26 protein-coding genes are annotated in these 25,832 nt (G+C 68.4%); 17 read left to right on the forward strand and 9 right to left on the reverse strand.

The genetic code is table 11. The annotated features are described in order from the left end of the window. Positions 1-6 precede the first annotated feature (6 nt). Positions 7-756 carry a Crp/Fnr family transcriptional regulator gene (locus tag E4A53_RS10535; protein ID WP_239018258.1) on the reverse strand — a complete coding sequence of 250 codons (750 nt, stop codon included), beginning with the start codon at positions 754-756 and terminating at the stop codon, positions 7-9. Between the two features lie 115 nt (positions 757-871). On the opposite strand from E4A53_RS10535, the gene E4A53_RS10540 reads away from it, so the two are divergent. Together E4A53_RS10540 and E4A53_RS10545 are read left to right on the forward strand one after the other, a co-directional pair. Continuing rightward, complete coding sequence (locus E4A53_RS10540) at positions 872-3,121, forward strand: TonB-dependent receptor family protein (protein ID WP_136163073.1); 2,250 nt, start codon at positions 872-874, stop codon at positions 3,119-3,121. 20 nt (positions 3,122-3,141) lie between these two features. Continuing rightward, positions 3,142-3,597, forward strand: a complete 456-nt coding sequence (locus E4A53_RS10545; protein WP_136163074.1) for a cupin domain-containing protein — start codon at positions 3,142-3,144, stop codon at positions 3,595-3,597. Between the two features lie 12 nt (positions 3,598-3,609). On the opposite strand, the gene E4A53_RS10550 is transcribed toward E4A53_RS10545, so the two are convergent. Both E4A53_RS10550 and E4A53_RS10555 read right to left on the reverse strand, forming a co-directional pair. Then, complete coding sequence (locus E4A53_RS10550) at positions 3,610-5,124, reverse strand: malonate--CoA ligase (RefSeq protein WP_136163075.1); 1,515 nt, start codon at positions 5,122-5,124, stop codon at positions 3,610-3,612. A gap of 59 nt (positions 5,125-5,183) precedes the next feature. Beyond that, positions 5,184-6,671: a malonyl-CoA decarboxylase domain-containing protein gene (locus tag E4A53_RS10555; RefSeq protein WP_206366305.1), complete on the reverse strand. Its 1,488-nt coding sequence runs from the start codon at positions 6,669-6,671 to the stop codon at positions 5,184-5,186. Positions 6,672-6,847: 176 nt separating this feature from the next. Between E4A53_RS10555 and madL the strand changes: the two genes are divergently transcribed. The 5 genes from madL (at position 6,848) to E4A53_RS10580 (ending at position 10,736) form a co-directional block, all read left to right on the forward strand. Beyond that, the gene (madL, locus tag E4A53_RS10560) at positions 6,848-7,267 is read left to right on the forward strand and encodes a malonate transporter subunit MadL (RefSeq protein ID WP_136163076.1); all 420 of its coding nucleotides are present in this window, start codon (positions 6,848-6,850) and stop codon (positions 7,265-7,267) included. Then, a complete protein-coding gene (madM, locus tag E4A53_RS10565; RefSeq protein WP_168694365.1) occupies positions 7,264-8,037 on the forward strand; it encodes a malonate transporter subunit MadM in 774 nt (257 codons plus the stop codon). The genes madL and madM overlap by 4 nt, the downstream gene beginning before the upstream one ends. Positions 8,038-8,046: 9 nt before the next feature. Next, positions 8,047-8,760 (forward strand): GntR family transcriptional regulator, encoded by a 714-nt coding sequence (locus E4A53_RS10570; RefSeq protein WP_239018259.1) that lies wholly within the window; start codon positions 8,047-8,049, stop codon positions 8,758-8,760. 92 nt (positions 8,761-8,852) lie between these two features. Next, the gene (locus E4A53_RS10575) at positions 8,853-10,400 is read left to right on the forward strand and encodes a M20/M25/M40 family metallo-hydrolase (RefSeq protein ID WP_136163077.1); all 1,548 of its coding nucleotides are present in this window, start codon (positions 8,853-8,855) and stop codon (positions 10,398-10,400) included. A 123-nt stretch (positions 10,401-10,523) separates the two neighbouring features. Beyond that, entirely contained in the window at positions 10,524-10,736 is a 213-nt protein-coding gene (locus tag E4A53_RS10580; RefSeq protein ID WP_136163078.1) for a hypothetical protein, read from the forward strand. Between the two features lie 85 nt (positions 10,737-10,821). On the opposite strand, the gene E4A53_RS10585 is transcribed toward E4A53_RS10580, so the two are convergent. Continuing rightward, positions 10,822-12,957: a TonB-dependent receptor domain-containing protein gene (locus E4A53_RS10585; RefSeq protein ID WP_239018260.1), complete on the reverse strand. Its 2,136-nt coding sequence runs from the start codon at positions 12,955-12,957 to the stop codon at positions 10,822-10,824. Positions 12,958-13,138: 181 nt separating this feature from the next. On the opposite strand from E4A53_RS10585, the gene E4A53_RS10590 reads away from it, so the two are divergent. Both E4A53_RS10590 and E4A53_RS10595 read left to right on the forward strand, forming a co-directional pair. Then, complete coding sequence (locus tag E4A53_RS10590; protein WP_136163080.1) at positions 13,139-13,894, forward strand: response regulator transcription factor; 756 nt, start codon at positions 13,139-13,141, stop codon at positions 13,892-13,894. After that, on the forward strand, positions 13,894-15,231 hold the full coding sequence (locus tag E4A53_RS10595) for an ATP-binding protein (RefSeq protein ID WP_136163081.1): 1,338 nt from the start codon (positions 13,894-13,896) through the stop codon (positions 15,229-15,231). The genes E4A53_RS10590 and E4A53_RS10595 overlap by 1 nt, the downstream gene beginning before the upstream one ends. Before the next feature lie 64 nt (positions 15,232-15,295). Here E4A53_RS10595 and E4A53_RS10600 read toward each other — a convergent pair whose 3' ends face one another. The 5 genes from E4A53_RS10600 to E4A53_RS10620 all read right to left on the reverse strand — a co-directional run bounded on the left by E4A53_RS10600 (position 15,296) and on the right by E4A53_RS10620 (position 19,926). Next, the gene (locus E4A53_RS10600; RefSeq protein WP_136163143.1) at positions 15,296-16,180 is read right to left on the reverse strand and encodes an FAD:protein FMN transferase; all 885 of its coding nucleotides are present in this window, start codon (positions 16,178-16,180) and stop codon (positions 15,296-15,298) included. Between the two features lie 101 nt (positions 16,181-16,281). Beyond that, positions 16,282-17,118 carry a DUF4198 domain-containing protein gene (locus tag E4A53_RS10605; protein ID WP_136163082.1) on the reverse strand — a complete coding sequence of 279 codons (837 nt, stop codon included), beginning with the start codon at positions 17,116-17,118 and terminating at the stop codon, positions 16,282-16,284. Between the two features lie 15 nt (positions 17,119-17,133). After that, positions 17,134-17,664: a DUF2271 domain-containing protein gene (locus tag E4A53_RS10610; RefSeq protein WP_136163083.1), complete on the reverse strand. Its 531-nt coding sequence runs from the start codon at positions 17,662-17,664 to the stop codon at positions 17,134-17,136. Positions 17,665-17,676: 12 nt separating this feature from the next. Next, positions 17,677-18,321: a PepSY-associated TM helix domain-containing protein gene (locus tag E4A53_RS10615; RefSeq protein WP_136163144.1), complete on the reverse strand. Its 645-nt coding sequence runs from the start codon at positions 18,319-18,321 to the stop codon at positions 17,677-17,679. A gap of 96 nt (positions 18,322-18,417) precedes the next feature. Continuing rightward, positions 18,418-19,926: a YifB family Mg chelatase-like AAA ATPase gene (locus E4A53_RS10620; RefSeq protein ID WP_136163084.1), complete on the reverse strand. Its 1,509-nt coding sequence runs from the start codon at positions 19,924-19,926 to the stop codon at positions 18,418-18,420. Between the two features lie 282 nt (positions 19,927-20,208). On the opposite strand from E4A53_RS10620, the gene rpmH reads away from it, so the two are divergent. The 8 genes from rpmH (at position 20,209) to E4A53_RS10660 (ending at position 25,819) form a co-directional block, all read left to right on the forward strand. After that, positions 20,209-20,343, forward strand: coding sequence for a 50S ribosomal protein L34 (gene rpmH / locus E4A53_RS10625; RefSeq protein ID WP_136163145.1), 135 nt, complete (start codon positions 20,209-20,211; stop codon positions 20,341-20,343). Further along, entirely contained in the window at positions 20,340-20,666 is a 327-nt protein-coding gene (rnpA, locus tag E4A53_RS10630; protein WP_136163146.1) for a ribonuclease P protein component, read from the forward strand. The genes rpmH and rnpA overlap by 4 nt, the downstream gene beginning before the upstream one ends. After that, positions 20,663-20,875 carry a membrane protein insertion efficiency factor YidD gene (gene yidD / locus E4A53_RS10635; RefSeq protein ID WP_136163085.1) on the forward strand — a complete coding sequence of 71 codons (213 nt, stop codon included), beginning with the start codon at positions 20,663-20,665 and terminating at the stop codon, positions 20,873-20,875. The genes rnpA and yidD overlap by 4 nt, the downstream gene beginning before the upstream one ends. Positions 20,876-20,893: 18 nt before the next feature. Then, positions 20,894-22,618: a membrane protein insertase YidC gene (gene yidC, locus E4A53_RS10640; protein ID WP_136163086.1), complete on the forward strand. Its 1,725-nt coding sequence runs from the start codon at positions 20,894-20,896 to the stop codon at positions 22,616-22,618. After that, positions 22,615-23,259, forward strand: a complete 645-nt coding sequence (yihA, locus tag E4A53_RS10645; RefSeq protein WP_136163087.1) for a ribosome biogenesis GTP-binding protein YihA/YsxC — start codon at positions 22,615-22,617, stop codon at positions 23,257-23,259. The genes yidC and yihA overlap by 4 nt, the downstream gene beginning before the upstream one ends. Before the next feature lie 51 nt (positions 23,260-23,310). Beyond that, positions 23,311-23,976, forward strand: coding sequence for a glutathione S-transferase family protein (locus E4A53_RS10650; protein WP_136163088.1), 666 nt, complete (start codon positions 23,311-23,313; stop codon positions 23,974-23,976). Positions 23,977-24,162: 186 nt separating this feature from the next. Next, complete coding sequence (locus E4A53_RS10655; protein WP_136163089.1) at positions 24,163-24,621, forward strand: MaoC family dehydratase; 459 nt, start codon at positions 24,163-24,165, stop codon at positions 24,619-24,621. A gap of 19 nt (positions 24,622-24,640) precedes the next feature. Beyond that, positions 24,641-25,819, forward strand: a complete 1,179-nt coding sequence (locus E4A53_RS10660; protein WP_136163090.1) for an acetyl-CoA C-acyltransferase — start codon at positions 24,641-24,643, stop codon at positions 25,817-25,819. Positions 25,820-25,832: the final 13 nt, after the last annotated feature.

The following is a 25,832-nucleotide window of genomic DNA, read 5'->3' on the forward strand; positions in this document are numbered from 1 at the left end:
AAAGGGCTATTTCGCCGGCGCCGCCGGGCAGGGCCGCGGTCCTTGCGTACCCTCGGCCATATCGCGGATCCGCCGTATGTCGCACAGGGTGAGCCGCCCGTGCCGGCTGGCGAGGAAGCCGGCCTTCTGCCAGGCGGAAAGTAGCCGGCTGGCAGTGTAGAGGGTGATGCCGGCGAACGCCGCGACATCCTTGCGCCGCAGCGGCATCTCGATCGTCGTGCCGCACGGTCCGTCCCGTCCCGCCTGGGCGGCGAGGCGCAGAATAGCCTGGGCCAGGCGCGGCTCGGCACGTAGCGTCGTCAGTTCTCGCACCCGTTCCTGAAGCTGTGCGATCCGGGTACCGAGGATGCGGATCATGTTGGTTGAAATCGCACCGTGCCGCGCCATCAGCGCCAGCAGATCGCTGCCGCTCCAGCTGAACACGGTCGACGCCTCGACGGTGATCGCGTCGGCCGGAAAGCGCCGGTCGGTGAACAGCGGCGCCGCGCCGAACATCTCGCCGGGGCCGATGAAGCGGACAATCGCTTCCCCCCCGTCACTGCCGGTCTGGACGATCCGCACGCTGCCGGCACCCAGCGCATAGGCGCGCTCCACCACCTCGCCCTGCGCGCAAATCACCTTGCCCTTGGCCACCCGCTCAACCCGCATCGCGGCGCGCACCGCGTCGAGCGCTTCGGGGGACAGAGAGCGCAGCAGCTCGAATCCGTCCAGCCGCTCGCGCAGCGCCGCCATTCGCTCCCATCCGCGATAGTCCATCGGCTTTCCCCGCTCGTCCGCCCTCGCGACAATCGGCCGGCATGTTGCGCCAGCGCAAAACCGTCATCATGGATACATCTTATATGCGAGTAACTCGCAATAGCAAAGATGTGATATGCCCCCTTCCTGCCGATGCCGCCTGTCTCATTCGTCGTCACCCGCCGCCGCCCGCCTGTCGGCGGCGCTTGGCGTTTCGGCGCTGGCGGCGGCGCTGGTTCCCGGCGGCGCCCTCGCCCAGTCGGCGTCGCCGGGCGCGGCGGGCGAGATCGTCGTCGTCGCGCCGCACAGCCCGGTTGTTACCCGGCTCGACGCCGCGGCCGGGGCGACCGCCATCCTGTCAGCCGACGCGCTGCCGGCCAGCACCAACCTGACCATGGCGCGCGCGCTCGCCGCCGTGCCTGGCGTGGTGGTGCAGGATTTCTTCGGCGGCAACGATCAGCCGCGTATCCAGATGCGCGGTTCCGGCCTGCAGCAGAATCCGGTCGAACGCGGCGCACTGATGCTGCGCAACGGCCTGCCGCTCAACCGCGCCGACGGCTCCTATATTGTCGGCTTCGCCAATCCCGGAGAGGCGCAGGCGATCGAGGTCTATCGCGGCTACATGGCCAACCGGCTGGGCGCGACCGTGCTGGGCGGGGCACTCAATCTGGTGTCGCCGGACGGCCGCACCAGCCCCGGCGTCGCCCTGGCCGCGAGCGGCGGCAGCTTCGGCCAGTTCGGCGCCAGCGCGCGGGTTGGCTTCGCCGACGAACGTTCCGACATGTTGCTGCGCGGCGACTTCACCCGCCGCGACGGATACCGGACCTACAACGATTCGCGCCGCGTCGGCGTCGGCGGCAATGTCGGCGTGCGGCTGACCGACGCGGTGACCGTGCGGCTGTTCGCCAGCTATGCCGACCTCGGCTTCGACGTGTCCGGGCCGCTGACCATGGCGCTGCTGAAAAGCAACCCGCGCGCGGTGTTCACCGGCCCGACGGTGACGCCGGCCGGCGCGATCAACCCCGGCCCCAATGTCGTGCGGGACAGGCCCCGGCGGGAAGCGACGCAGTTCCAGGCCGGCGCCCGCGCGACCGGCGCGTTCGGCGCCCATGTCGTCGACCTCGCCTTCGGCTATGCAGCGACCGACGACATGTTCCGCTTTCCGATGTCCGCCGGCGTGCGCGACACCGACGGCGACGACGTGACGCTGGTCGCCCGCTATGCCTACAAGCCGGACGCCAGCCGCGCGCTGCCGCTGTTCGAGGCGACCGCCCAATATGTGGCCGGCACCGCCGACCGGGACAATTACCTGAACCTCGCCGGCAAGCGCGGCGCGCTGTTCGGGCGCAGCCGGCTGAAGGCGGATACGCTGGCGCTGAACGCCGGGCTGAACATCCCGCTCGGCACGGACCTTACCCTGTCGCCATCGTTGTCCTGGTCGCGCGCCACCCGCGACAACGCCGACCGCTTCGGCGCGGCGACCCGGCCGACCGCCGCCTACAGCCCGGCCAACCCCGGAATGGCACTGCCCGGCGGCGCGGTGCCGGCGGTCAGCACCAGCTACGCGCGCGCCTATGAGGGGTGGAGCCCGGCGCTCGGCATCGCCTGGCAGCCGTCGGGCGACCAGACGCTGTTCGTCGCCGTCAGCCGCAGCTTCGAGCCGCCAACCCATGACGACCTGCTGGCGACCGTCAACGGCACGCCGAACAGCAGTGCCGGGCGGCCGAACCCGGCCAACCCCGCCGTCCCCGCCGCTGCCTTCGTCACGCCGGCGCTGAAGGCGCAGCGCGCGACCACCGCCGAGGCTGGCTGGCGCGGCCGGTCCGGCGGCTTTTCGTGGGACGCCGTCGCCTACTATTCGTGGGTCCGCAACGAGCTGCTCAGCCTGCGCGACGAATCCGGCACCTCGCTCGGCGCCGCCAACGCGCCGCGCACCCGCCATCTCGGCGTCGAGCTTGGACTCAGTGCTCAACTCCTGCCGACGCTCAGCGGCCGGATCGCCTATACGTGGCAGGATTTCCGCTTCCGGCATGATCCGCTGCGCGGCGACAACCGGCTGGCAGGCGCCCCGCGCCACTGGCTGCAGGCCAGCCTCGACTGGCGGCCGGTCGACAGCCTTACCGCGCAGGCCGCCGTGCGCTGGGTGCCGACGAAGACCCCGGTCGACAATCTCGGCACGCTTTACAACCCTGCCTACGCCGTCGCCGACCTGCGCGGCGAATACCGGCTGGGCGACGGCGCCACCGTCTTCGCCGAAATCACCAACCTGTTCGACAAGCGCTACGCCGCCTCGACCCTGATCGTCGATCAGGCCCGGCCCGATCAGGCCGCCTTCCTGCCGGGAGACGGCCGCGCCTTCGGCGGCGGCATCCGCCTCAGCTTCTGACCCCCAAGAAAGGACCAGCCATGCACCAGCCCACCCTGCTCCTCGTCGCCGCCACCGCGCTGGCGGCCCCCGCCGCCGCGTCCGCCGCCACCGGCGGGTCGACGACGCTCGACATCGACAAGCTCGGCTACGAAATCGTCCACGACGTCGCCCGCCGCACGATCCTTGCGCTCGACAAGGACGGCCAGCCGCTCAGCCTGTTGCTCCGCATCGGCAACGGCCAGTTCCTGCCGCCGCACGGCGGCGGCGGCCCGATCCGCCTGTTGACCGTCGTTTCGGGCACGCTGACCTGGGGCGACGGCAACACGGTCGACCCGGCGGCGGAGCGCCGCCTCGGCCCCGGCACCGTCGTCGTCCTGCCCGCCGGTGGCGGCGAGCACTGGGCAGCCGCCCGCGACGGCGACGTGCTGCTTCAGGTCGTGCTGGTCAGGGGCGGCAGCCTGACGCCGACCGCCGCCGCCCAGGTCACGCCCTGAGCCAGCGCGCCGTCACGCGACGAAGCTTTTCGCATGTTCATCACGCAGGATGGTCTTTTGCACCTTGCCCATGCCGTTTTTGGGCAAAGCGGGCACGAAGACGATCCTGCGCGGCTGCTTGAAGCGGGCCAGGCGCTCGCTTAGCGCGCGGAGCAGCCGGTCCTCGTCCGAGAAGCCGGCTTCCTTGGGCACGACCACCGCGACCACGCCTTCGCCCATATCCGGGTGGGGCACGCCGATCACCGCGGATTCCAGCACCTCCGGCAGTTCGTCCAGCGCTGTTTCCACCTCCGCCGGATAGACGTTGTAGCCGCCGCAGATGATCAGATCCTTGCCCCGCCCGACGATGGAGACATAGCCGCGCGCGTCGATCATGCCGAGGTCGCCGGAGACGAAATAGCCGTCATGGAATTCCGCCGCCGTCTTTTCCGGCATCCGCCAATAGCCGGAAAAGACGTTGGGGCCGGCGATCTCGATCATCCCGACTTCACCGGCCGGCATCGGCGCGCCGGTCTCGGCATCGACCACGCGCACCGACACGCCGGGCAACGGCAGGCCGACGGTGCCGGCGATCCTGTCGCCGTCATAGGGGTTTGACGTGTTCATGTTCGTCTCGGTCATGCCGTATCGTTCGAGGATGGCGTGCCCGCTGCGTTCCCGGAAGCTGCGGTGGATATCCGCCGACAGCGGCGCCGAACCGGAAACGAACAGCCGCATGTGCGCGACCAGATCGCGGTTGAAGCGCGGGTCGTCGAGCAGGCGGATGTAGAAGGTCGGCACCCCCATCATCACCGTCGCGCGCGGCAGCGCATCGACCACCGCATCGTTGCTGAAGCGCGGCAGCAGGATCATCGCCGCACCGGACGCGAGCGTGACGTTGGTGGCGACGAACAGGCCGTGGGTGTGAAAGATCGGCAGCGCGTGCAGCAGCACGTCGTCGGCCGAGAACCGCCACGCGTCCTTCAGCGTGAAGCAGTTGGACGCCAGATTGTCGTGTGTCAGCATCGCGCCTTTCGAGCGGCCGGTGGTTCCGGACGTGTAGAGGATGGCCGCCAGATCCTGCCCGGCGCGCGCGACCGTGTCGAACCGGGCCGATGCCCGGCGCGCGGCAACGGTGAGCGAGCCTTCGCCGCCGTCGTCCAGCGTCTCGACCCGCGCGACATTGGCGGCGCCGGCGGTGCGGAGGCTCGCGTCAAGCTGCGGCGCGCTGCAGACGAACAGCGCCGGTTCCGCATCGCGCAGGAAATAGTCGATCTCGCCGGCCGTGTAGGCGGTGTTGAGCGGAAGGAAGATAGCCCCGGCACGCAGGCAGCCGAGGTAGAACAGCAGCATGTCGACGCTCTTCTCGGCCTGGATGGCGACGCGGTCGCCGATCCCCACCCCCAAATCCCGCAGAACGTTGGCATAGGCGGCCGACCGTTCCTCGACATCGGCATAACTAACCACCGTTCCGTCCGGCAGGTACGCGAACGGCCGCGTTGCGTCAGCAGGAAAGCAGGCGCTGAGCCGGTTGTAGAGATTGGACATTGGCGAGACCCTTTTTTGTGTAACGGCACAGGTGAGGAACGGAACGGCAATAGCGTATATCAGGCCGCCCGCTTTCGTTTCCCGGGAAGCGGCGGCGCACCGGGATCGACAAGCCGGTCGATCTCCCGGGACCGCGCGACTTCCCCGGCCAGTGAAAAACGCTCGTGATTGGCCTCGATCCTGGCGGGATCATACAGGTAGTTGACCATGATGCCCCAGGATTCCCGCATCCCCCGAGCGCCGGGATTGCCCATCCAGTTGATCCGCTCCAGCCGGGCACCGTTGCCGAGGTGGAACCGGGCGACCGGGTCGAACCGGCGCCGGTCCTTGTCGGCCGGCATCGTCAGGTAGAGCGCACAAAGCTTCAGAAGCAGCGGTTTCAGTTGTTCGCTGACGTGCGGATCCCGTTCCCAGCCATCGACCGCGAGCGCCGCGCGCAGGGCGGCCGCATCCCCGGCGATACCGCGCAATTCCACGCCGGCCCGCGGCGACACCATCTCTTGCGGCAGCGTGCCGTCCGCAAGCTGCTTGTCGAGCCAGCGGCGAAACCCCGGCACGGGGGAAAGCGTGGAGAAATTCCGGATGTGCGGCAGCTCAAGCCGCAATATCTCCACCACCTGCTTGATCAGGAAATTGCCGAACGAGATGCCCCGCAAGCCGTTCTGGCAGCTCGAGATGGAATAGAAGATCGCGCTGTCCGCGCCCGCCGCATTCCGGCGCTGTGCCGCCTCATCCGTATCGCAGGCCAGCAGCGGGCCGACAGACTGGGCCAGCCCGGCGACCAGCGCCACCTCAACGAAGATCAGCGGTTCATCCGGCAGCGCCGGGTGAAAGAAGGCGAAGCAGCGGCGATCGGGCGCCAGACGGCGGCGCAGATCGTCCCACCCCTGAATCTCATGCACCGCCTCATAGGCGATCAGCTTTTCCAGGATTGCGGCCGGAGTTTGCCAGTCGATCTGACGAAGCTCCAGGAATCCCCTGTTGAACCATGAAGAGAACAGGTGGCGCAGGTCCGCGTCCAGCGCTGCGAGAACCGGCGCCTCCGCCATCAATGCCGGGATATTTTCGCGCAGCGTGACCAGCATCCGTGTTCCGCCCGCCCCCATGTTCATTCGGCGGAGCAGTTCCTGTCGCGGGGGTTCAGCGGCGTCGGCGAGGCGCACGGCCGCTGCCCAGTCTGGACTGTCCAGATAGCCTCGCGCCGCATCAGCCAGCGTGGCTCCATCGACCTGGAACTGTTCCGCAAGAAAGATCAGGAAGCGTCGTACCTGGTCCGGTGACAGGCCGGCCACGACCGCAAGCAGTTCCTGCGAAATCGCCGCGCCGGATGCCTCTCCGCGCGTCGACAGCAGCGCGCGGGCCAGCGCCTCGGCGCGCGCGGACGCATCCATCGTCGCCGCCGGCCACGCCACCAGGCTACGCCCCCGTTGCGCGACCGATTGCCAGAAACGCTCAACCCAGGAACGCAGATCCTCCCGCACGTCCAGACGACGCGGCGCGGCGCGGCGTACGCGGTCAAGCGCGGCATTGCGGCCACCAATGTGCACGACACTCTCCTAATGCGACTTTGATACACAATACTTGTTTATAATCCAATTTTTGCGTACGAATAATAGAGAAATAGACCAATCAACATGCAAGAGAGGATTTTCATGCACATTCTGCGTTGGTTGGATCCTCCCTCGCCCCCACTTCCGGCAGCCGGCGATAAAGACGCGGCGCGATGACGATCTCCGGCGTCGCGCTGCTCGCGATCTGCACCCTCATCGGCGGCTTCCTGGGCGACCTGCTCGGCGCCTGGCTTGGCGTGAAGGCCAATGTCGGCGGCGTCGGCATCGCGATGATGCTGCTGATTGCCGCGCGGCTGTGGCTGGCGCGACGCGGCGCGCTCAGTGTCGGTGTCGAGTCCGGCGTCGGCTTCTGGGGGGCGATGTACATCCCGATCGTCGTCGCGATGGCGGCCAACCAGAATGTCGTCGCGGCGGTGGAATCCGGCCCGATGGTGGTTGTCGCCGCGATCCTGACGGTCGTTGCCTGCTTTGCCGCCGTCGCGCTGATCGGTCGCCTCAGCAGCGCCACGGAAACGATGGATGAGATCGAGGCACGCCAGAACGCGGCGCGGGCCGAAGGAGGGGCGGCATGAGCGACGCCATCGCCCTGCTTGAACATATCCTGGCCGCCAACGCGTTGCTGACTGCCTTCGCCTTCGTCGGCGTCGTCATGTGGATTTCAGCCGCACTGTCCAGATATCTGACGCTGGGCCGCATCCACGGGTCCGCCATAGCCATCATCATCGGCCTGGCGCTGGCTTTCGGCGGCGGCGTCTGGTCCGGCGGGAAGAACGGATTGAGCGACATTCCGATGCTGTCGGGCATCGGCATCATGGGCGGCGCGATGCTGCGCGACTTCGCAATCGTCGCCACCGCGTTCGAGGTCGACGTCGTCCGCGCCCGTCAGGCCGGCGCGATCGGCGCGACCGCGCTGGTGCTGGGCACGATATTGCCGTTCATCGTCGGCGCGCTGGTTGCCTACGCATTCGGCTATCGGGACGCGATCTCGCTGACCACGATCGGCGCCGGCGCGGTGACCTACATCGTCGGCCCGGTGACCGGGGCGGCGCTGGGCGCCAGTTCCGCGGTGATGGCGCTGTCGATCGCGACGGGCGTGTTCAAGGCGGTCCTGGTGATGATCGGCACGCCGTTCGTCGCCAAGGCAATCGGCCTCAACAACCCGCGCAGTGCGATGGTCTTCGGCGGCCTGATGGGCACGGTGAGCGGCGTTTCGGCCGGGCTTGCCGCCACCGACCGGCGGCTGGTGCCCTATGGAGCGTTGACCGCGACATTCCATACCGGGCTTGGCTGCCTGGTCGCGCCGTCGCTATTCTTCCTCGGCGTTCGCGCGATCATGGGCTAAGCAACGCAGGTGGGACGCGCGAAGACGATGAACGACGAACGGATGCTGCTATCCGACCAGATCCGCAATGCCCTGACCGACGAGATCGCCTCGGGCCAGTTGCTGCCCGGCAGCGCGCTCGACGAGACCCTGCTGGCCGCGCGGTTCAACGCGTCGCGCACCCCGGTTCGCGAGGCGCTGCGCGAATTGGCCGCCAGCGGGCTGGTCGAGGCGCGTCCGCGCCGGGGCGTGATCGTCGCGCGCACCACGCCCGAGCGGATCATGGATATGTTCGAGGCGATGGCCGAGATCGAGGCGACATGCGTGCGGCTCGCCACCTACCGGATGACCCCGCTCGAACGCGGCGAGTTGATCGACCTGCATAACGCGTCCGCCGACATGGTCGCGGCGGGCGATGTCGATGCCTACGACGCCTTCAACCGCAAGTTCCACGAGAAGATCTACCTCGCGACCCATAACAGCTTCCTTGCGGAGCAGGCTCTTGCCACGCGCCTGCGGATGGCGGCGTTCCGCCGCACCCAGCTGCGCGAAAGCAATCGCATCGCCCATTCGCGCGCCGAACATCAGGCGGTCATCTCTGCCATCGCGCAGGGCGACGGCGAACAGGCGGCGCGGAACATGCGGGCCCATATGCTGAACGCCGCCAGCGCCCTTGCCCGGTACATCGCCACCGTGATGCGCCGGCCTTCCGATTCCGCCCCGCCCCCGGCTCCGGCACCGTAGCCCCGCCGCTTTCACGGAAAGAACAGGTGATTTCGCTTTTCGTCGATTGCGATCGCCCCCGATATCCCGCCTCTCGCCAGATGGAGTGCAATGTGAGCAGACACTTCCGCCTTCGCATCCTCTCGATTCCGCTTGCTTTGCTGGTGGCAAGCCCGGTGCTGGCTGCGCCGGCGGATGACCGTGCAATCACGGAGGCGGCTGGGAAAAGCCTGCGCGAGTTCGTCGAATTCCTCCACATCCCCAACGTCCGGGAAAAGTCCGCCGCCGACATGCGGCGCAACGCCGACTGGCTTGTCGCCGCGTTCAAACGCCACGGGCTGCGCAGCGAGCTGATGGCGGACGGCGACATCCCATGGGTGTTCGCCGAAGTTCCCGGCGCATCGAAGGCGAAGAAAACCGTGCTTTTCTACGCGCATATGGACGGCCAAGCGGTGTTCGCCAAGGATTGGGACCAGCCAGATCCGTTCGTCCCGATCCTGAAGGAAAAGGGCGCTGACGGCAAATATGCCGCCCTGTCCCTCGACCGGCTGTTCGAGGCGTCGCCGAACCCGGAATGGCGCGTGTTCGCGCGCTCGTCGGCGGACGACAAGGCGCCGATCATGATGCTGATGGCGGCCGTCGACGCACTGAAGACCGCCGGAAAGCAACCGGCGATCAACATCAAGGTCATTATCGACCCGCGCGAGGAAGGCGGCCCACCGACGATCAAGGACGTCATTGCGCGCAACCTCGATCGGCTGAAGGCCGATGCGGTCGCCATGCTCGACGGGCCGATGCACCCCAGCAACAAGCCCACGATCGTCTTCGGCAACCGCGGCGGCAGCGTCTTCGACCTGACCGTCTTCGCCAGCCGGTACGAACTGCACAGCGGCCATTACGGCAACTACGCGCCCAATCCCGTCTTCGGCCTGGGCCACCTCCTTGCATCGATGAAGGATGCCGACGGCCGCGTGCAGATCCCCGGATTCTATGACGGGGTCGACATGACACCGGCTTTCAAGCAGGTGCTGGCCGCTGTTCCTGAAGACGAAGCGGCGCTGCGGGAACGGCTGGGTATCGCACAGAGCGAGAAGGTCGGCGACAATTACCAGGAAACGCTCAACTATCCGACATTGAACGTCACTGCGCTCAAGGCCGGCGAACCCGGCAGCGGCCGGTCGATCATCCCGGCATTCGCCACCGCGTCGTTCGACATGCGCACCGTACCCGGCACGCCTCAGCCCCGGCAACTGGGCCTCATTCGGGAATGGGTCAAGCAACAGGGCTACCACCTGATCGACGGCGAGACGCCGACGGAGCAGGAGCGGCGCACCTATCCCCGCCTCGCCGCGATAACCGGCAGCAGTCGGGGCGGGGAAGCGCTGATGACCCCGCTCGACGCGCCGGTCGGCCTGTGGGCGCAGGCAGCGCTGCGCAAGGCGTTCAACGCGGAGCCGATCAGAATTCCGATCATGGGCGGCGGCGTGCCAAGCGGCCCGCTCGCCGATGGCCTGCGGATACCCATTCTGTTGATCCCGCTGGTCAATTCCGACAACAACCAGCATGCGGCGAACGAGAATTTGCGGGTCGGCAACTATTTTTCAGGGGTCAAGAGCCTCTATCATTTGCTGCGCGAGCCCCTGCCGCCCGGCAGGAACTAAGCCCCAAATCCCGGCTGAGATGCCGTTCTGGATGGGCAGAGCGACCTGTGGGGCGGCCGGATCTGCTGGAACGTCGCGCTGAACGTCAATCGGACGAAGCTGACCGAGATCACGCCGCTGCCGGTGGCGTTGCAGGGGCTGCCCAACATCGGCACGCTGACTACATCGGCCGAATATGCGCTGCGTTACCGCGCCCCGCGCGACAAGCAGATCGTCGGCTTCACCTATGAGCACGGGCTGTGGAACTTCGGCGTGCGCGAAACGCGGTGCGGCAAGCTCCGCCGGCTGAACAGTCCGATCAACAGCGCTTATTACATCGCGATCGAGAAGGCATAACATCGTCCAATCGAAGGCCCTGCGTATGGGTTCCCCACCAATCGCGGGGAACGGTGCAGCGCCTCATCGTCGCCTCCGGGCAGTCCTAGAAGTCGACCTTCGCCGACAGCCACAGCCGGCGCGGCTCCTGGTTGTTGATGTAGCGGTTGACGAAGGTCGGGTTGCCGTTGCTCGCCGTCGCCGGTTGGTAGTCGACGAAATTGCGGTTGAACAGGTTGTAGACCGTCGCGCTGATCGTCACTGCCTTGCCGATCTGGTACGCGCCGCCCAGGTGGAAAACGCTGTACGCCCGATAGTCGCCGTACAATGCCTTGGCGTTGGCGGATCCGCTGTCCGGCGTGCGATAGCGCCGGCTGCGATGCTCGCCGCGCAGCCACAGGCTGAACGCTTCGCTGGCCGCCCAGCGCAACTGGCCGTTCAGCATGTGCCTGGGCGTGTTCGACAGCGGCTCGCCCTTCGACGGCCCGCTTTTCTGCTCGCTGTCGGTATAGGTGTAGTTGCCCGACAGGGTCACCACCGGCACCGGCTGCCAGCGGAAAGAGAATTCCACGCCTTCCGTCCGCGCCTTGTCGATGTTGACCGACTGCCCGAACGTCGCCGTCGTCGGGTAGAAGCCGACGTCGACGCAGCCCGTCTTGGCATAATTGCCGGCGCGGTAATCGGCTTCGCTCACCCCGAAGGCGCAGTTGTCGACAGGCTGGTCGCTCGACGAGATCTTGTCGTCGAAATCGTTGCGGAAGAAGGTCAGGTTGGCGCGGAAATTGTCGCGATTGTCGTAGTAGATCGCCAGTTCGGTCGCCACGCTGGTTTCCGGCGTCAGCGTCGGCGTACCGATCAGCGGCAGCCGCCCCTGGCTGCCGAAGCCGTTGATGCCGGGGGCAAGCTGCTCCAGCCGCGGCGCCTTGTAGCCGCTGCTGACCCCGCCCTTCAGCGTCCAGTTGTCGGTAGCGTTCCACACCAGATAGCCGCGCGGGCTGAAATGGCTGCCGAAGGTCGAATGGTCGTCGTAGCGGCCGCCGACGGTCAGCGCGAGTGTCTCTGCGATCCGCCATTCGTCCTCGGCGAACACCGCCCACTGCTCGAAGGTGAACGGCGCGCTGGCGACGCCGTCGACCATCTTCGCGTCCCAGTACTGGCCGCCGATCGTGAAGGTGTGGTTGGCGATCCGCGACGACAATTTGGTGTCGAGGATGGTGCTGGTGCTCTCCAGCGTGCGCGGCAGTCCGCCCTTTATTGGCACCAGCGCCGGGATCAGCCGGCCCATCGTCTCGGTCTCGTTGCGCGACAGCGTCGTCTCGAGCGCGCCGAACGGCAGGCGCCAGTTGTGCGCCAGCACATATTGCTGCCGCTTGAACTCCAGCGCGTCGGCATAGCCGCCGGCAACGGTGTTCGTCCCCATCTGGCCGCTGGAGTTGTCGTACCACTGGTCGCCGAACTCGACGTCCAGCCACAGGTCGTGGTCGACATGCGGCGTCAGGCTCAGCCGCCCGCCGGCCGACCATATCCTGTTCTTGGTCGGGCTCGGCCCGAAGCCGGTGACCGGCACTGGCGTGCCCGCCAGGTTCAGATACTGGAGCTTCGACTGCTCGCGCTCGGAATAGCTACCGCGCAGCGCGACACCCAGCAGGTCGCGGACAAGCGGCCCGTTCAGGTACAGGTTGCCGCCGTAGATCGCGCCGAAATCGCCGTCGCCCTGCAACGTGTAATGCCCGGTCGCGGAACCGCCCCAGCGGTCGCCGACCTTGCGGGTGATGATGTTGACCACCCCGCCCATCGCGTCGGAGCCGTAGAGCGTCGCCACCGGGCCGCGCACCACCTCCACCCGCTCGATCGCCGACACCGGGGGCAGGAAGCTCGTCGCCGTTTCGCCGAAGCCGTTCGGGGTCACGCTGCCGGCGGTGTTCTGCCGCCGGCCGTCGATCAGGATCAGCGTCTGGTCCGATCCCATACCGCGGATGTTGATCGTCGATCCGCCAGACTTGCCGACGGATTCGCCGACATCGACGCCCTCGATATTGGCCATGATCTCGGTGATCGACACCGCGCGGATCGTCTCGATCTCCTCGCGCGCGATCACGCTGATCGATGCCGGCGCCTGCTCCACCTTCTGCTCGAAACCGGCGGCGGTGACGACAATCTCAGGCGCGGCGGCATCGGCTTCGGCGGCCGATGCGGGCGCCACGCACATCGCCGCGACGACAAGGCTGCCGCCACCCAGCATGGCTCGGCGAAGCGCTATGGACATTTCCGACATTGAACCCCCCAGATATTGAGACTAATTAGCAACAGCAGGTCGACGGGGCGCCTAGCCGATCGCTGTCCTGGAAGTCGACCGGGAACGGCACATCACGCGGGGGAGCAACACTTTGTCACAATGGATCGGGACGGACCGGGGAAGAGGCATGGCCCCGTCACCGGCGCTGCCGCCGGGGTGGCAGCAACCGGACCATATCGTCATCGTCGACGACGATCCGGCGATACGGACGCTGCTCTCCCGGATCCTGCGGGAAGTCGGCTACGACGCGAGCGGCGCGGAAAGCGCCGCAGAGCTTGAACGGATCATGGCCGAGCGCGCGGTCTCTCTGGTCCTGCTCGACATCATGATGCCGGGCATGGACGGGCTGTCGCTGTGTCGCGCAATCCGTGCGCGCAGCAAGGTGCCGGTGATCATGATCAGCGCGCGTGGCGGCGAAGCGGACCGGGTGGCCGGGCTGGATGTCGGCGCCGACGATTACATCGCCAAGCCGTTCGGGCGCCCCGAAGTGCTGGCCCGCATCCGCGCGGTATTGCGGCGGAGCGGAGACCTGCACCTGCCGCTCGACGTGCCGGCGCCGGAGTACTTCGCCTTCGGCGGCTGGCGCTACCGTCCCCGCCGGCGCGAATTGCTGGCGTCGTCGGGCGCCGAGGTCGAACTGACCGGGGCGGAGCACGAACTGCTGCTCACCCTGCTGCGCCATCCGCAGCGGATGATCGGCCGTGAGCGGCTGCTCGAACTGGCGCGCAGCCGCCTCAGCCATTCCTCGGACCGCAGCGTCGACGTGCTGATCAGCCGGCTGCGGCGAAAAATGGGCGACGGCCGGAGAGGCGGCCGCCGGCCGATGATCCGCACCATCCGCGGCGTCGGCTATATGATGGCGGTGGACGTGGAGGCCGGCTGATGCCCCGCCTGTCGCTTCCCGCCGGCATGGCCGGCCGCATCGCGCTGATCCTGATCGCGGCGGTGACGGTCGAATTCATCGGCAATTCGCTGATCAACCTGTGGCAGGAAAAGGAGCTGCTTTCCGCCGAGCGCACCCGCCGCATCGCCGGGCAGATCGTCGTCGCCGAACGTGTGGTGGCGGATGTCCGGCCGGACCGGCGGTCGCGCGTCGCCGCCGACCTGTCGCTCGACGGGCTTGTGCTGAACTGGGTGCCGGCGACCGTCATCGCCGATTCGAGCGCGGCCCACGCCCGGTTGCAACAGGTGAAGCACCGGCTGGTCGGCATGGCCCCCGCGCTCGCCGGGCGCGACATCCGGCTGGTGCTGATCGCCTCCGCCAAGAGCGGCAAGCGCGACCTGATCGGCGCGCTGCGCCTGGCCGACGGCAGCTTCGTCACCTTCCGCGTCACCCCGTTCCTCAACGCCCCGCCCGCCTTCGCGCTGGTCCTTGCCCTGCATCTGCTGCTGATCGCGGCGGTGCTCGGCATGGGGCTGCTGCTGGTCCGCGCGCTGGTCCGGCCGCTGCGCGCGCTGGCCGCCCTCGCCGACGCCACCGGGCAGGGCAGCGCGCCGGCAATGGTCATCGAAGGCCCGCGCGAGGTGCGCCGCGTCGCCACCGCCTTTGCCGCCATGCAGGCCCGGCTGCTGAGCATCATGGCGGAACATACCCAGGCGCTGGTCGCGGTGTCGCATGATCTGCGCACGCCGATCCAGCGGCTGCGGCTGCGCGCGGCGCTGCTGGCGGACAAGGATGCGCGCGGGGCGATCGACCGCGACCTTGCCGAGCTTGAAAAATTCGTCGGCTCGATCGTCAGCTTCATGCGCGGCGACGGGGCGGAGGCGGCGCGGCTGGTCGATGTCGCGGCGATTGCGATGACCGCCGTCGACGACGCCGCCGATGCCGGCGCGGCGATCACCTATCAGGGGCCGGACGCGCTGGCCGCGACATTGCGCCCGCTGGCGCTGAAACGCGCGCTCGCCAATATCGTCGACAATGCCGTCGCCCATGCCGCCACCATCCGGGTCAGGCTGACGGCCGACGCGGCGGCGATCCTGCTGACCGTCGAGGATGACGGCCCCGGCATCCCGGCGGACCGGCGGGCGGAGGTGTTGCTGCCGTTCCGGCGGCTTGAACCGGCACGGCACGAGGACAGCGGCGGCGCCGGCCTTGGCCTGCCGATCGCCAGCCGGGCCGTCGCCACGCTGGCGGGCACGCTGACGCTGGGGGACAGCGCGCTCGGCGGCCTGTCGGTCACCCTGCGCCTGCCGCGCCACGGCGCGGCGCCGGCGGAATAGCGCCCTCGCCCGTACACGCACCACGCATCCGGCACCTGCCGGCGCCGCTAGAACAGGGCGCAGCCTATTCCAGCATCGCGCGGAACCCGGACGACATCGCCTCTCCGGCGTCGGACTGGATCAGCGCGGCAAGCCCTTCCGCCTCGGCCAGGGCCAGGCCCGCTTCCGGCCCGAGCACGGTCAGCGCCGTCGCCCAGGCGTCGGCCAGCATGCATTGCGGGTGCAGCACGGTCACCGAATGCACGCCGTTGGCCAGCGGCCGGCCGGTGCGCGGGTCGATGCTGTGGGCGTAACGCTGCCCGCCATGGGCAAACCAGCGGCGATAGTCGCCCGATGTCGCCACCGCCATGCCGTGCAGGGCAACGCGGCTTGGGGCGAAACCGGCACCGGGCGGCAATTCCAGGTCGACCCACCAGGGCTGGCCGTCCGGCTTCACCCCGGCGCCGCGCAGTTCGCCGCCAACCTCGACCAGGAAATGCGCGATGCCGCTGGCGAGCAGATGCTCGGCCACGCAGTCGACGCCATAGCCCTTGGCGATGCCTGAAAAATCCAGCTCGGCGGCGCGGGTCCGGCGGGCGCGCAGACAGGGCGCGTCCAGCTCGATCGCGTCATGACCGGCCTCGGCCAGCGCCGCGGCGATCGCGACATCGGTAGGGGGCGCGCCGCTACCCGGTTTCGGGCCGAAACCCCATTGGTCGACCAGCGCGCCGATCGCCGGGTCGAACGCGCCGCCGCTCAGCGCCGCCACATCCAGCGCCGCCCGCAGCACGGTCACGAAGGCCGGCGGCAGCGCCTGCCAAGCGCCGACCGGGCTGCGGTTGAACCGGCTGATGTCGGACCCCGGCTCCCACGGACTCATCTCGGCGACGACGGCGTCCAATATCCGCTGGATCGCCGCCGCCAGCCCCGGCGGCGGGGACACCGCCCGCACCGACCAGCTTGTCCCCATCGTCCGCCCGGCGAGCGCCGCAACGCTCCCCGCCGCGTCGCGCCGGGCGAAGGCGGCGGGGGACAACGCCGGCGGGATCAGGATGCGGGGTGGCTGCCGGTTCAGGGCGCCAGCACCTCAAGCGTCGCGACATAGCTGGCGACGCGGCCGGGCGCGGCGGCGGCGTCCGGGCCCATGCCGCGACCGGTCGTCACGTTCAGCCAGTACATGCCCGCCGTCGGCCAGGTGATCGTCACCTTGCCGTCCGCCCCGGTCTTCAGGTCGATCTGGTTCAACTGGTCGCGATAGCGGATGCCGCCGGGGATGACGGTGACCGGCAGGTCCGCCGCGGGCTTGCCGTCGAGCAGGAACTGGAAGGTCGCCGGTTCGCCGGCGATCAGGTCGTTCGGGTGGGTCACCGGCACCAGTTCCAGCCCATTGTTGGTCGGCGCCAGCGCCGTCGTCGTCGGCTCGCCGACGGTCACGAATATCTCGTTGCGGCTGCTGGTCGTCGTCGTCTTGACGTTGGTCGCACCGGCCGGAACCGCCTGCGCCAGCGTTGCGGCGGTGGTGCCGCGCGGCAACCGCTCGGTCTTGCCGTTCAGGTCGTAGCTGCCCATCATCCCGTCCGCCACCGACGCGATCTTGTAGGTGCCCTTCTGGGTCAGGTGGACGTCGAAGGTGCTGCGGTAGCGCGCGGTCAGCGCATTCTCGATCTTCGCCTCGCTGCCGTCGGGCGCCAGCGCCTTGACGTTGTTCAACCGCATCGGCTGATGCTCGAAATAGAACAGGTCGTTGGACACCGCGGCGTCGACATTGACCCAGACGTCATCGCCGGACAGGACGGTGGCCGACGGCAGCATCCACTGCCGGTGGGCCGCCGCCGGGCTGGCCAATGTCGCGGTAAACATGGCGGACAGGGCCAGGGTGGCCAGGCTGCGTGCGATACGGATGTTCATGACGATACTCCCCGATTAGCGCCGAAAGGCGATGGTGACTGCACCCAGTTCCGACATGCCGGCGGCACGCGCGGTCTGGCCCGGCTTTGGCGGCCAGGAAAACGGCAGGCGAAGCAGTTCACGGCCGCCGACCTCGCGGGACGCCTCGACGACCAGCGTGTAATCGCCGGCCGCCAATGTGCCGAGGGCGCCCTTGCCGGCGGTGAAACTGATCTTGTGGGTCCCCGGCGCGCGGGTCGCGCCGGTCACGCCGTCGGCCGGGAACTTCATGCTGCGGCCGGACACGCGCCACCATTGCCGCACGTCGCGCAGCCATTTGGTGCCCTCGTTGTCCTTCATGTCGAAATCGTACCAGACGGCGATCGTCTTCGCCGGCGCCCCGGCCTTCTCCAGCCAGAAGGCGACGTAAGGCCGGTGGTATTCGGCGACCTTCAGCTGCGGGATGGCCACGGTCACGTCCATCGTCTGCGCCGTCGCCGGCGCCGCGAACAGGACCGGCATGCCGATCGCCGATCCGGCCAGGATTACACGGTGGGAAAGCTGCATGACACGATGTCCTCAGTGGATGAAAATAATGGCGACCGCCGCCGGGATGAGCAGGCCGAAACCGACCAGCGGCCAGGTGCTGCGCCGCTTGGCCGCGTGCAGCTGGAGCAGGAACAGCCCGGTCAGCGCAAACACCATGCAGGCGAAGGCGAAGATATCGATGAACCATTTCCACGCGGTGCCGGCATTGCGGCCCTTGTGCAGGTCGTTCAGGTAGGAAATCCAACCGCGGCTGGTCGATTCGCTGGTCGCCTCGCCAGTCGCGCGGTCGATCGCGACCCAGCCGTCGCCGCCGGGGCGCGGCAAGGCCAGATAGACCTCGTCGGCCGACCATTCGGCATCGCCGCCGGACTTGACCGAAAATGTCTCGCTCACCCACTCCGCCAGCGCCGGGGGCAGCGGCTTCTTCTCGTCGCCACGGTCGTCCGGCGCGATCAGCGGCAGCAGCGCCTGCGGCAACTGGCCGGTTTTTTCCACCGTCACCGGGCTGGCCTCGATCTCCGCGGCATGGTTCAGGGTGAAGCCGGTGATGGTGAACAGCAGCAGCCCGATCAGGCTGATCGCGGAGCTCATCCAGTGCCAGGTATGAAGCTGTTTGAGCCAGAACGCCTTGCCGGTGCGCTTCGGAGCAGAGCTGGCACGCGTCGTTCGGGGCATCGGCGCCACGCATAATCCTCTAATTCACGAATGTCGGCGCATATCGAGATTGATTTTCATTTTCAACACCCCTGTTCCATCAGCACGCGTCCGGGGTCAACTGCGCGGCGGCTGGCGGCGGTAGCTGAGCGCCTCGGCGACATGGATGCGCCCGACGGCACCGCCGCCCGCAAGGTCGGCGATCGTCCGCGCCACGCGCAGCACCCGCACATAGCCGCGCGCCGACAGCCGCAACGCCTCCGCCGCCTGGGTGAGCAGCGCGCGGCCGGCCGCATCCGGCGTCGCCACCGCGTCGAGCACCGCGCCGTCCGCCTCGGCGTTGGTCCGCGCCGCCTGCCCGTCGTAGCGCGCGGTCTGCACCGCCCGCGCCGCTGCGACCCGCGCCGCGACCTCGGCCGATCCTTCCGCCGGCGGCGGCAGCACCAGATCGGCGGCGCTGACCGCCTGCACCTCGACATGCATGTCGATCCGGTCGAGCAGCGGGCCGGATATCTTCGCCTGGTAGTCGGCGGCGCAGCGCGGCGCGCGGGCGCAGGCCAGCGCCGCGTCGCCCAGATGGCCGCAGCGACAAGGGTTCATCGCCGCGATCAGCTGCACCCGCGCCGGGAAGGTGACATGGGCATTGGCCCGCGCGATGCTGACCGTGCCCGCCTCCAGCGGCTGGCGCAGCGAATCGAGCACCGCCCGCTGGAACTCCGGCAATTCGTCGAGGAACAGCACGCCAAGATGGGCGAGGCTGACCTCGCCCGGCCGCACCTTCAGCCCGCCGCCGGTCAGCGCCGCCATCGACGCGGAATGGTGCGGCGCGCGAAACGGCCTGGTGCGCGACAGCCGGCCACCCTCCAGCAGCCCGGCGACGCTCGCGACCATCGACACTTCCAGCGCCTCGGCGGCGGTCAGCTCAGGCAATATCCCCGGCAGGCACGCCGCCATCAGCGACTTGCCCGCCCCCGGCGGCCCGACGAACAGCAGGTTGTGGCCGCCTGCCGCCGCGATCTCCAGCGCCCGCTTCGCCGTTTCCTGCCCCTTTACCTGCCGCAGGTCGGGGCCGGCGCCCGGCGGCTCCGCCTCTCCCGGCGCGGGCGGCGCCAGCACCGCCGATCCCTTGAAATGGTTGAGCAGCGCCAGCAGGTCGGGGGGTGCCACCACCTCGACCGCGCCCGCCCAGGCCGCCTCCGCCCCCTGCGCCGCCGGGCAGACCAGCCCCCGCTCCCCTTCGGCCGCGAACAGCGCGGCGAGCAGCACGCCGCTGACCGGCGCGATCCGCGCGTCCAGCCCCAACTCGCCGAGCACGACGTAGCGCGCCAGCGTCTCGGCATCGACGACCCCCATCGCACCGAGCAGCGCCAGCGCGATCGGCAGGTCGTAATGCGATCCCTCCTTCGGCAGGTCGGCGGGGGAAAGGTTGACGGTGATCCGCTTGGGCGGGAGGGCAAGGCCGAGCGCGGCGATCGCCCCGCGCACCCGCTCCCGGCTTTCGGCCACCGCCTTGTCGGGCAGGCCGACGACGATGAAGGCCGGCACTCCGGGGGTTAGCTGGACCTGCACCTCGACGCCGCGCGCTTCCAGCCCGATGAACGCCACCGTCCCGACATGCGCGACCATAATCCCCCCTGTTACGCAATGCCTTACGCCGCCGCCCGTGCCAAAGTCGAGCCGCGAAATCGCACGGCGGAACCCGCTTGCGGAGGAGCCGTCGTCATTGCGAGCCGCGCAGCGGCGCGGCAATCCACCGCCGGCGCCCCGGCACCGCGCGCCGCGATCCCGTCCCGCGCCCCTTTCCGCCCCCGCCGGCGATTGACTCGCGCGGCGCTTTTGCCTATCCGCCCGCCTCGACACGGCCGCCGTCTCGGTGGCCCTTTTTGTTCGAATTCTAGGGAATGAGCGATGAAGCGCACTTTTCAGCCGAGCAAGCTGGTTCGCGCCCGGCGGCACGGGTTCCGCGCCCGCAAGGCGACGGTGGGCGGCCGCAAGGTGCTGGCGGCGCGCCGTGCCCGCGGCCGCAAGGTGCTATCGGCCTGACGACGCTTACGGCCCGCGCGGATTTCCTCGCGGCCAATTCCGGGCGCCGGGCGCCGATGCCCGGCTTCGTCCTGCTCGTCAGGGACCGTCGTGACGGCGACCCGGCGATGCGAATCGGCTACACCGTAACCAGGAAGATCGGCGGCGCCGTCGTCCGCAGCCGGATGAAGCGGCGCCTGCGCGCACTCGCGCGCGCTATCCTGCCGGAAGCCGGGGTTGCCGGGGCGGACCATGTGCTGATCGGCCGAGCCGGCGGCATAGAGCGCGATTTCGCCCGCCTGCGCGAGGAATTGCGCAAGGCCCTTCGCAAGGCCGGCGGATGATCGCGCGGCTCTGCATCGGCCTGGTCCGGCTGTGGCAATGGGGCCCGTCGGTCGTGCTGCCGCCCAGTTGTCGTTACGCGCCGTCCTGTTCGGCCTATGCAATCGAGGCGCTTCGCCGCTATGGCGCGGTGAAGGGCGGCTGGCTCGCGCTCCGGCGGATCGCGCGCTGTCATCCCTGGGGCGGATCGGGCTACGACCCGGTGCCATGACCAAGGCGGGAGTAATCGGTGGATAATATGCGCAACATGATCCTGGCGATCGTGCTGTCCGCACTTGTGCTGTTCGGCTGGAGCATGGTTTCGGAACGCTATTTCCCGGCGCCGAAGCCGGCGCCGACGGCAACCGCCACGGCCGCTGCCGGCCAGCCGCCGGCCACTGCCGACGCGACGCCCGCCGCCGCCGCGCCGCAGGCGTTGCGCAACCGCAAGCTGGTGCTGGCGGAAGGACCGCGCATCCGCATCGATACGCCGAACCTCGCCGGCTCGATCAACCTCAAGGGCGCGCGGATCGACGATCTGGTGCTGAAGCGCCACCGCCAGACGCTGGACAAGGATTCGCCGCCGGTCCGCCTGCTGTCGCCGGCCGGCGCCGCCCACGCCTATTTCGCCAGCTTCGGCTGGACCGGGGAAAATGTCGCGCTGCCGGGGCCCGACACGGTGTGGACCGCCGATGCCGACGCGATGGTGCCGGGCAAGCCGCTGAACCTGCGCTGGGACAACGGCGCCGGCCAGACCTTCACCATCCAACTGACCGTCGACGCCGACTATATGTTCACCGTCCGCCAGACAGTCGCTAATGCCGGCGCTGGGACGATCGCGGCGCGGCCCTATTCGCTGATCGCCCGCTACGGCGAATCTCCCGACCCGCACGACAAGAGCAGCTGGACGATCCACACCGGCCCGGTCGGCTTCTGGGCGGGCAAGGACCATTTCAACATCGACTACAAGAATCTCGATGAGGACGGCGCCCAGGGCACTCGCTTCCAGATCGACAAGGGCTGGCTCGGCTTCGGCGACAAATACTGGCTGACCGCGCTGATCCCGGACCAGAACGCGACGGTCGACGCGGCGCTGTTCGCGCGTACGCCCGGCGAATACAACGCGGTATTCAACCCGGCGCAGCCGACCCTGCTCGCGCCCGGCCAGGCGCTGACCACCGGCAGCAAGTTCTTCGCCGGGGCCAAGGACGTCCATCTGCTCGAACGCTACGAAAAGGAAGGCGCCTATCAGCTCGACCTGTCGATCGACTGGGGCTGGTTCTACTGGTTCGAACTGCCGATCTTCTACCTGCTCGACTGGCTGTTCAAGCTGTGCGGCAATTTCGGCGTCGCCATCCTCGGCCTGACCGTGATCGTGCGCGGCCTGATGTTCCCGATCGCGCAGAAGCAGTTCGCGTCGATGGCGGCGATGCGCGCCGTCCAGCCGAAGATGAAGGCGCTGCAGGAACGCTACAAGGACGACAAGCCGAAGCTGCAGCAGGAAATGATGGCGCTCTACAAGGCGGAAAAGGTCAACCCGCTCGCCGGCTGCCTGCCGACCTTCCTGCAGATCCCGGTGTTCTACGCGCTCTACAAGGTGCTGATGCTGACGATCGAGATGCGCCACCAGCCGTTCGCGCTGTGGATCAAGGATCTGTCGGCGCCCGATCCGCTGACCCCGGTCAACCTGTTCGGCCTGCTGCCGTTCACCCCGCCGCCGTCGCTCGGCATCGGGGTGCTGGCGATCCTGCTCGGCGTCACCATGTGGCTGCAATTCCGCCTGAACCCGACGCCGATGGACGATGTTCAGAAGAAGGTGTTCGGCTTCATGCCGTGGATTCTGATGTTCGTGATGGCGCCGTTCGCCGCCGGGCTCCAGCTCTACTGGGTGATGTCCAATACGCTGACCATCCTCCAGCAGAAATGGCTGTACAGCAGGCATCCCGCCCTGCTCGCCGCCGAAGGCAAGAAATGACCAATGACGGGGTGGAGGCCAGGGGGGTGGAGGCCGGCCGGCGCCTGTTCGCCGGCCCGGTCACTTTCCTGAAATCGGCGCCCAGCCTCGAATTCCTGCCCGATCCGATGGTGCCGGAGGTGGCGTTCGCCGGCCGGTCCAACGTCGGCAAGTCGTCACTGCTCAACGCGCTGACCGGCCGCAAGGCGATCGCCCGCACATCGAACACGCCGGGGCGGACGCAGGAACTGAACTTCTTCGATGTCGGCGAACCGCTGGCCCTGCGGCTGGTCGACATGCCGGGCTATGGTTTCGCCAAGGCGCCGAAGGACGTCGTGCGCCGCTGGCGCGGGCTGATCGGCGATTTCCTGCGCGGCCGGGCGGTGCTGAAGCGCACGCTGGTGCTGGTCGACAGCCGCCACGGGCTGAAGGATGTCGACCGCGAACTGATGGCGATGCTCGACGCCGCCGCCGTCGGCTACCGGCTGGTGCTGACCAAGGCGGACAAGGTCAAGCCGACGGAGCTTGCCGCCACCGCCGCCGCCGTCGCGGCGGAGGCCCGCACCCACCCCGCCGCCTACCCGGAGATCCTCGCCACCTCCAGCGAGACCGGCCAGGGCATAGCCGAGCTGCGCGCCGCCGTCGCCGAGGCGATCGGCTAGACAGTCCCGGCGCCAGCCCTTACCCAACGCCGTCCACGAACGGAGGCGGCGGTGCTCAAGCTCATCATCGGCAACAAGGCATATAGCAGCTGGTCGCTGCGCGGCTGGCTCGCGGTCAAGCAGTCCGGCCTGCCGTTCGAGGAAATCACCGTGCCGCTGTTCGACGCCGAATGGGACCGGCGGCGCGAGGGCGACGAATTCGCGCCCAGCCAGGGCAAGGTGCCGATCCTGTGGGACGGCGACACCGTGGTCTGGGATTCGTTGGCGATCGTCGACTGGCTGGCCGACAGCGTCGGTCGCGACCGCTTCTGGCCGAAGGACGACGCAGCCCGCGCGATGGCGCGGTCGATGGCGGCGGAAATGCACTCCAGCTTCGCCGCGCTGCGCCGCGAACACGGCATGAATGTCCGCCGCCACTACCCGCCCACCCAGCTCACCGAGGAGGCGACGGCGGACATCACCCGCGTCGTCGGCCTGTGGGCGGAAGCACGCTCGCGCTACGGCAGCGGCGGGCCGTTCCTGTTCGGCACGTTCAACGCCGTCGACATCATGTTCGCGCCGGTCGTCACCCGCTTCGTCACCTATTCGATCCCGGTACCGCGCTTCGCCCAGGCCTATATGGAGGCGGTGCTCAACCACCCGTGGATGCAGGAATGGATCCTCGCCGCGCAGGACGAACCCTGGGTGATCGAGAAATACGAGCACCCGGTCACCTGACCCTCCCTCCCCGACCGAATCGATTCGGCGTTTTCCGTGCACGCCGCGCGGCGGGCTTGGGCGGCCAGGCGAAAACGGACGTCGCGGAATCGGACGTTTCGGCCGCCTCGCTTGTCTCCGCCGGGGCCGGCGGTCCAATAATGCCCCTCGGCGCGCGCCGCGCCGGTTGCGGCTGAAGGGAAAGACATGCCGACCGTCTCCATCGACGATTACCGGGCCCTGGTCGGGAAGCCGCTCGGCAGTTCCGGCTGGCTGACGGTCAGCCAGGAGATGATCGACCGTTTCGCCGACGCGACCGGCGACCACCAGTTCATCCATGTCGATCCCGAACGCGCCGCGGCGACGCCGTTCGGCGGCACTATCGCCCACGGCTTCCTGTCGCTGTCGCTGATGTCGGGCCTCTACGAGACCGCCGACCTGCCGCGCCCGGCCGGCATGCGGATGGGGGTCAACTACGGCGGCGACAAGACCCGTTTCCTGACCCCGGTGCGCGCCGGCAAGCGCGTCCGCGCCCATTTCCAACTGCTCGCCTTCGAGGAAAAGCAGCCCGGCCGCCACCAGCAGACGATCGAATATGTGTTGGAAATAGAGGGGGAGGAAAAGCCCGCCCTGGTTTCCGAATGGATCATGCTGATCTTCACCTGATAACCTAGGAGCAAAGTTCATGCGCGACGCCGTCATCGTTTCCACCGCCCGCACCCCGATCGGCCGCGCCTATCGCGGGGCGTTCAACAATACCCCGGCCCCCACCCTCGGCGCCCACGCGATCCGCGCCGCCGTCGATCGCGCTGGCATCGATGGCGCCGAGGTCGACGACGTCTGCTTCGGCGCCGCCCTCCAGCAGGGGTCGCAGGCGACTAACATCGCCCGCACAGCCCTGCTCCGCGCGGGCCTCCCGGTAACGGTGTCCGGCATGTCGCTCGACCGGCAATGCTCGTCCGGCCTGATGGCGATCGCCACCGCCGCCAAGCAGATCATCGTCGACAACATGGATATCTGCGTCGGCGGCGGTCTGGAATCGATCTCGCTGGTCCAGACCAAGGAGATGCGCGTCGCCCCCGACCCCGAACTGGTCGCGATGCACAAGGACATCTACATGCCGATGCTCGGCACCGCCGAGACCGTTGCCAAGCGCTACAATATCAGCCGTGAGGCGCAGGACGCCTATGCCCTCCAGTCTCAGCAGCGCACCGCCGCCGCCCAGGCCGCCGGCCGCTTTGACGACGAGATCGTGGCGACGACCGCGACGATGGCAGTGACCGACAAGGAAACCGGCGCCGTCACCTACAAGGAGGTCACGCTGGCGAAGGACGAGGGCAACCGCCCGGAAACGACGCTGGAGGGCCTCGCCTCGCTGAAACCGGTGCTCGGGCCGGACATGAACATCACCGCCGGCAATGCCAGCCAGTTGTCCGACGGCTCGTCGGCGGCCGTGCTGATGGAGGCGAAGCTGGCGGAGAAGCGCGGCCTTGCCCCGCTTGGCCGCTATGTCGGCATGGCGGTTGCCGGGACCGAGCCGGACGAAATGGGCATCGGCCCCGTCTTCGCCATCCCGAAGCTGCTCAAGCGCTTCAACCTGAAGATGGACGATATCGGCCTTTGGGAGCTGAACGAGGCGTTCGCCGTGCAGGTCCTCTACTGCCGCGATACGCTCGGCATCCCCGACGAATTGCTGAACGTCGATGGCGGCGCGATCTCGATCGGCCATCCCTATGGCATGTCGGGCGCGCGCATGACCGGCCACGCGCTGATCGAGGGCAAGCGCCGCGGCGCAAAATATGTCGTGGTGACGATGTGCATCGGCGGCGGCATGGGCGCCGCCGGCCTGTTCGAGGTTCTGTAATGATACGGCCACC

Source organism: Sphingomonas flavalba (genome assembly GCF_004796535.1).
In the GTDB taxonomy this organism is placed as follows: Bacteria; Pseudomonadota; Alphaproteobacteria; order Sphingomonadales; family Sphingomonadaceae; genus Sphingomonas_L; species Sphingomonas_L flavalba.

What these genes read in the sequence shown, in the direction of transcription:
- E4A53_RS10655 (WP_136163089.1), top strand. Translation starts at nt 24,163, where the DNA reads ATGCCGACCGTCTCCATCGACGATTACCGGGCCCTGGTCGGGAAGCCG.
- E4A53_RS10535 (WP_239018258.1), bottom strand. Translation starts at nt 756, where the DNA reads ATGGACTATCGCGGATGGGAGCGAATGGCGGCGCTGCGCGAGCGGCTG.
- yidD (WP_136163085.1), top strand. Translation starts at nt 20,663, where the DNA reads ATGATCGCGCGGCTCTGCATCGGCCTGGTCCGGCTGTGGCAATGGGGC.
- madL (WP_136163076.1), top strand. Translation starts at nt 6,848, where the DNA reads ATGACGATCTCCGGCGTCGCGCTGCTCGCGATCTGCACCCTCATCGGC.
- E4A53_RS10660 (WP_136163090.1), top strand. Translation starts at nt 24,641, where the DNA reads ATGCGCGACGCCGTCATCGTTTCCACCGCCCGCACCCCGATCGGCCGC.
- E4A53_RS10620 (WP_136163084.1), bottom strand. Translation starts at nt 19,926, where the DNA reads ATGGTCGCGCATGTCGGGACGGTGGCGTTCATCGGGCTGGAAGCGCGC.
- E4A53_RS10540 (WP_136163073.1), top strand. Translation starts at nt 872, where the DNA reads ATGCCCCCTTCCTGCCGATGCCGCCTGTCTCATTCGTCGTCACCCGCC.
- E4A53_RS10610 (WP_136163083.1), bottom strand. Translation starts at nt 17,664, where the DNA reads ATGCAGCTTTCCCACCGTGTAATCCTGGCCGGATCGGCGATCGGCATG.
- E4A53_RS10590 (WP_136163080.1), top strand. Translation starts at nt 13,139, where the DNA reads ATGGCCCCGTCACCGGCGCTGCCGCCGGGGTGGCAGCAACCGGACCAT.
- E4A53_RS10585 (WP_239018260.1), bottom strand. Translation starts at nt 12,957, where the DNA reads ATGCTGGGTGGCGGCAGCCTTGTCGTCGCGGCGATGTGCGTGGCGCCC.
- E4A53_RS10615 (WP_136163144.1), bottom strand. Translation starts at nt 18,321, where the DNA reads ATGCCCCGAACGACGCGTGCCAGCTCTGCTCCGAAGCGCACCGGCAAG.
- E4A53_RS10545 (WP_136163074.1), top strand. Translation starts at nt 3,142, where the DNA reads ATGCACCAGCCCACCCTGCTCCTCGTCGCCGCCACCGCGCTGGCGGCC.
- yihA (WP_136163087.1), top strand. Translation starts at nt 22,615, where the DNA reads ATGACCAATGACGGGGTGGAGGCCAGGGGGGTGGAGGCCGGCCGGCGC.
- E4A53_RS10600 (WP_136163143.1), bottom strand. Translation starts at nt 16,180, where the DNA reads ATGGGGACAAGCTGGTCGGTGCGGGCGGTGTCCCCGCCGCCGGGGCTG.
- madM (WP_168694365.1), top strand. Translation starts at nt 7,264, where the DNA reads ATGAGCGACGCCATCGCCCTGCTTGAACATATCCTGGCCGCCAACGCG.
- E4A53_RS10550 (WP_136163075.1), bottom strand. Translation starts at nt 5,124, where the DNA reads ATGTCCAATCTCTACAACCGGCTCAGCGCCTGCTTTCCTGCTGACGCA.
- E4A53_RS10605 (WP_136163082.1), bottom strand. Translation starts at nt 17,118, where the DNA reads ATGAACATCCGTATCGCACGCAGCCTGGCCACCCTGGCCCTGTCCGCC.
- E4A53_RS10595 (WP_136163081.1), top strand. Translation starts at nt 13,894, where the DNA reads ATGCCCCGCCTGTCGCTTCCCGCCGGCATGGCCGGCCGCATCGCGCTG.
- rpmH (WP_136163145.1), top strand. Translation starts at nt 20,209, where the DNA reads ATGAAGCGCACTTTTCAGCCGAGCAAGCTGGTTCGCGCCCGGCGGCAC.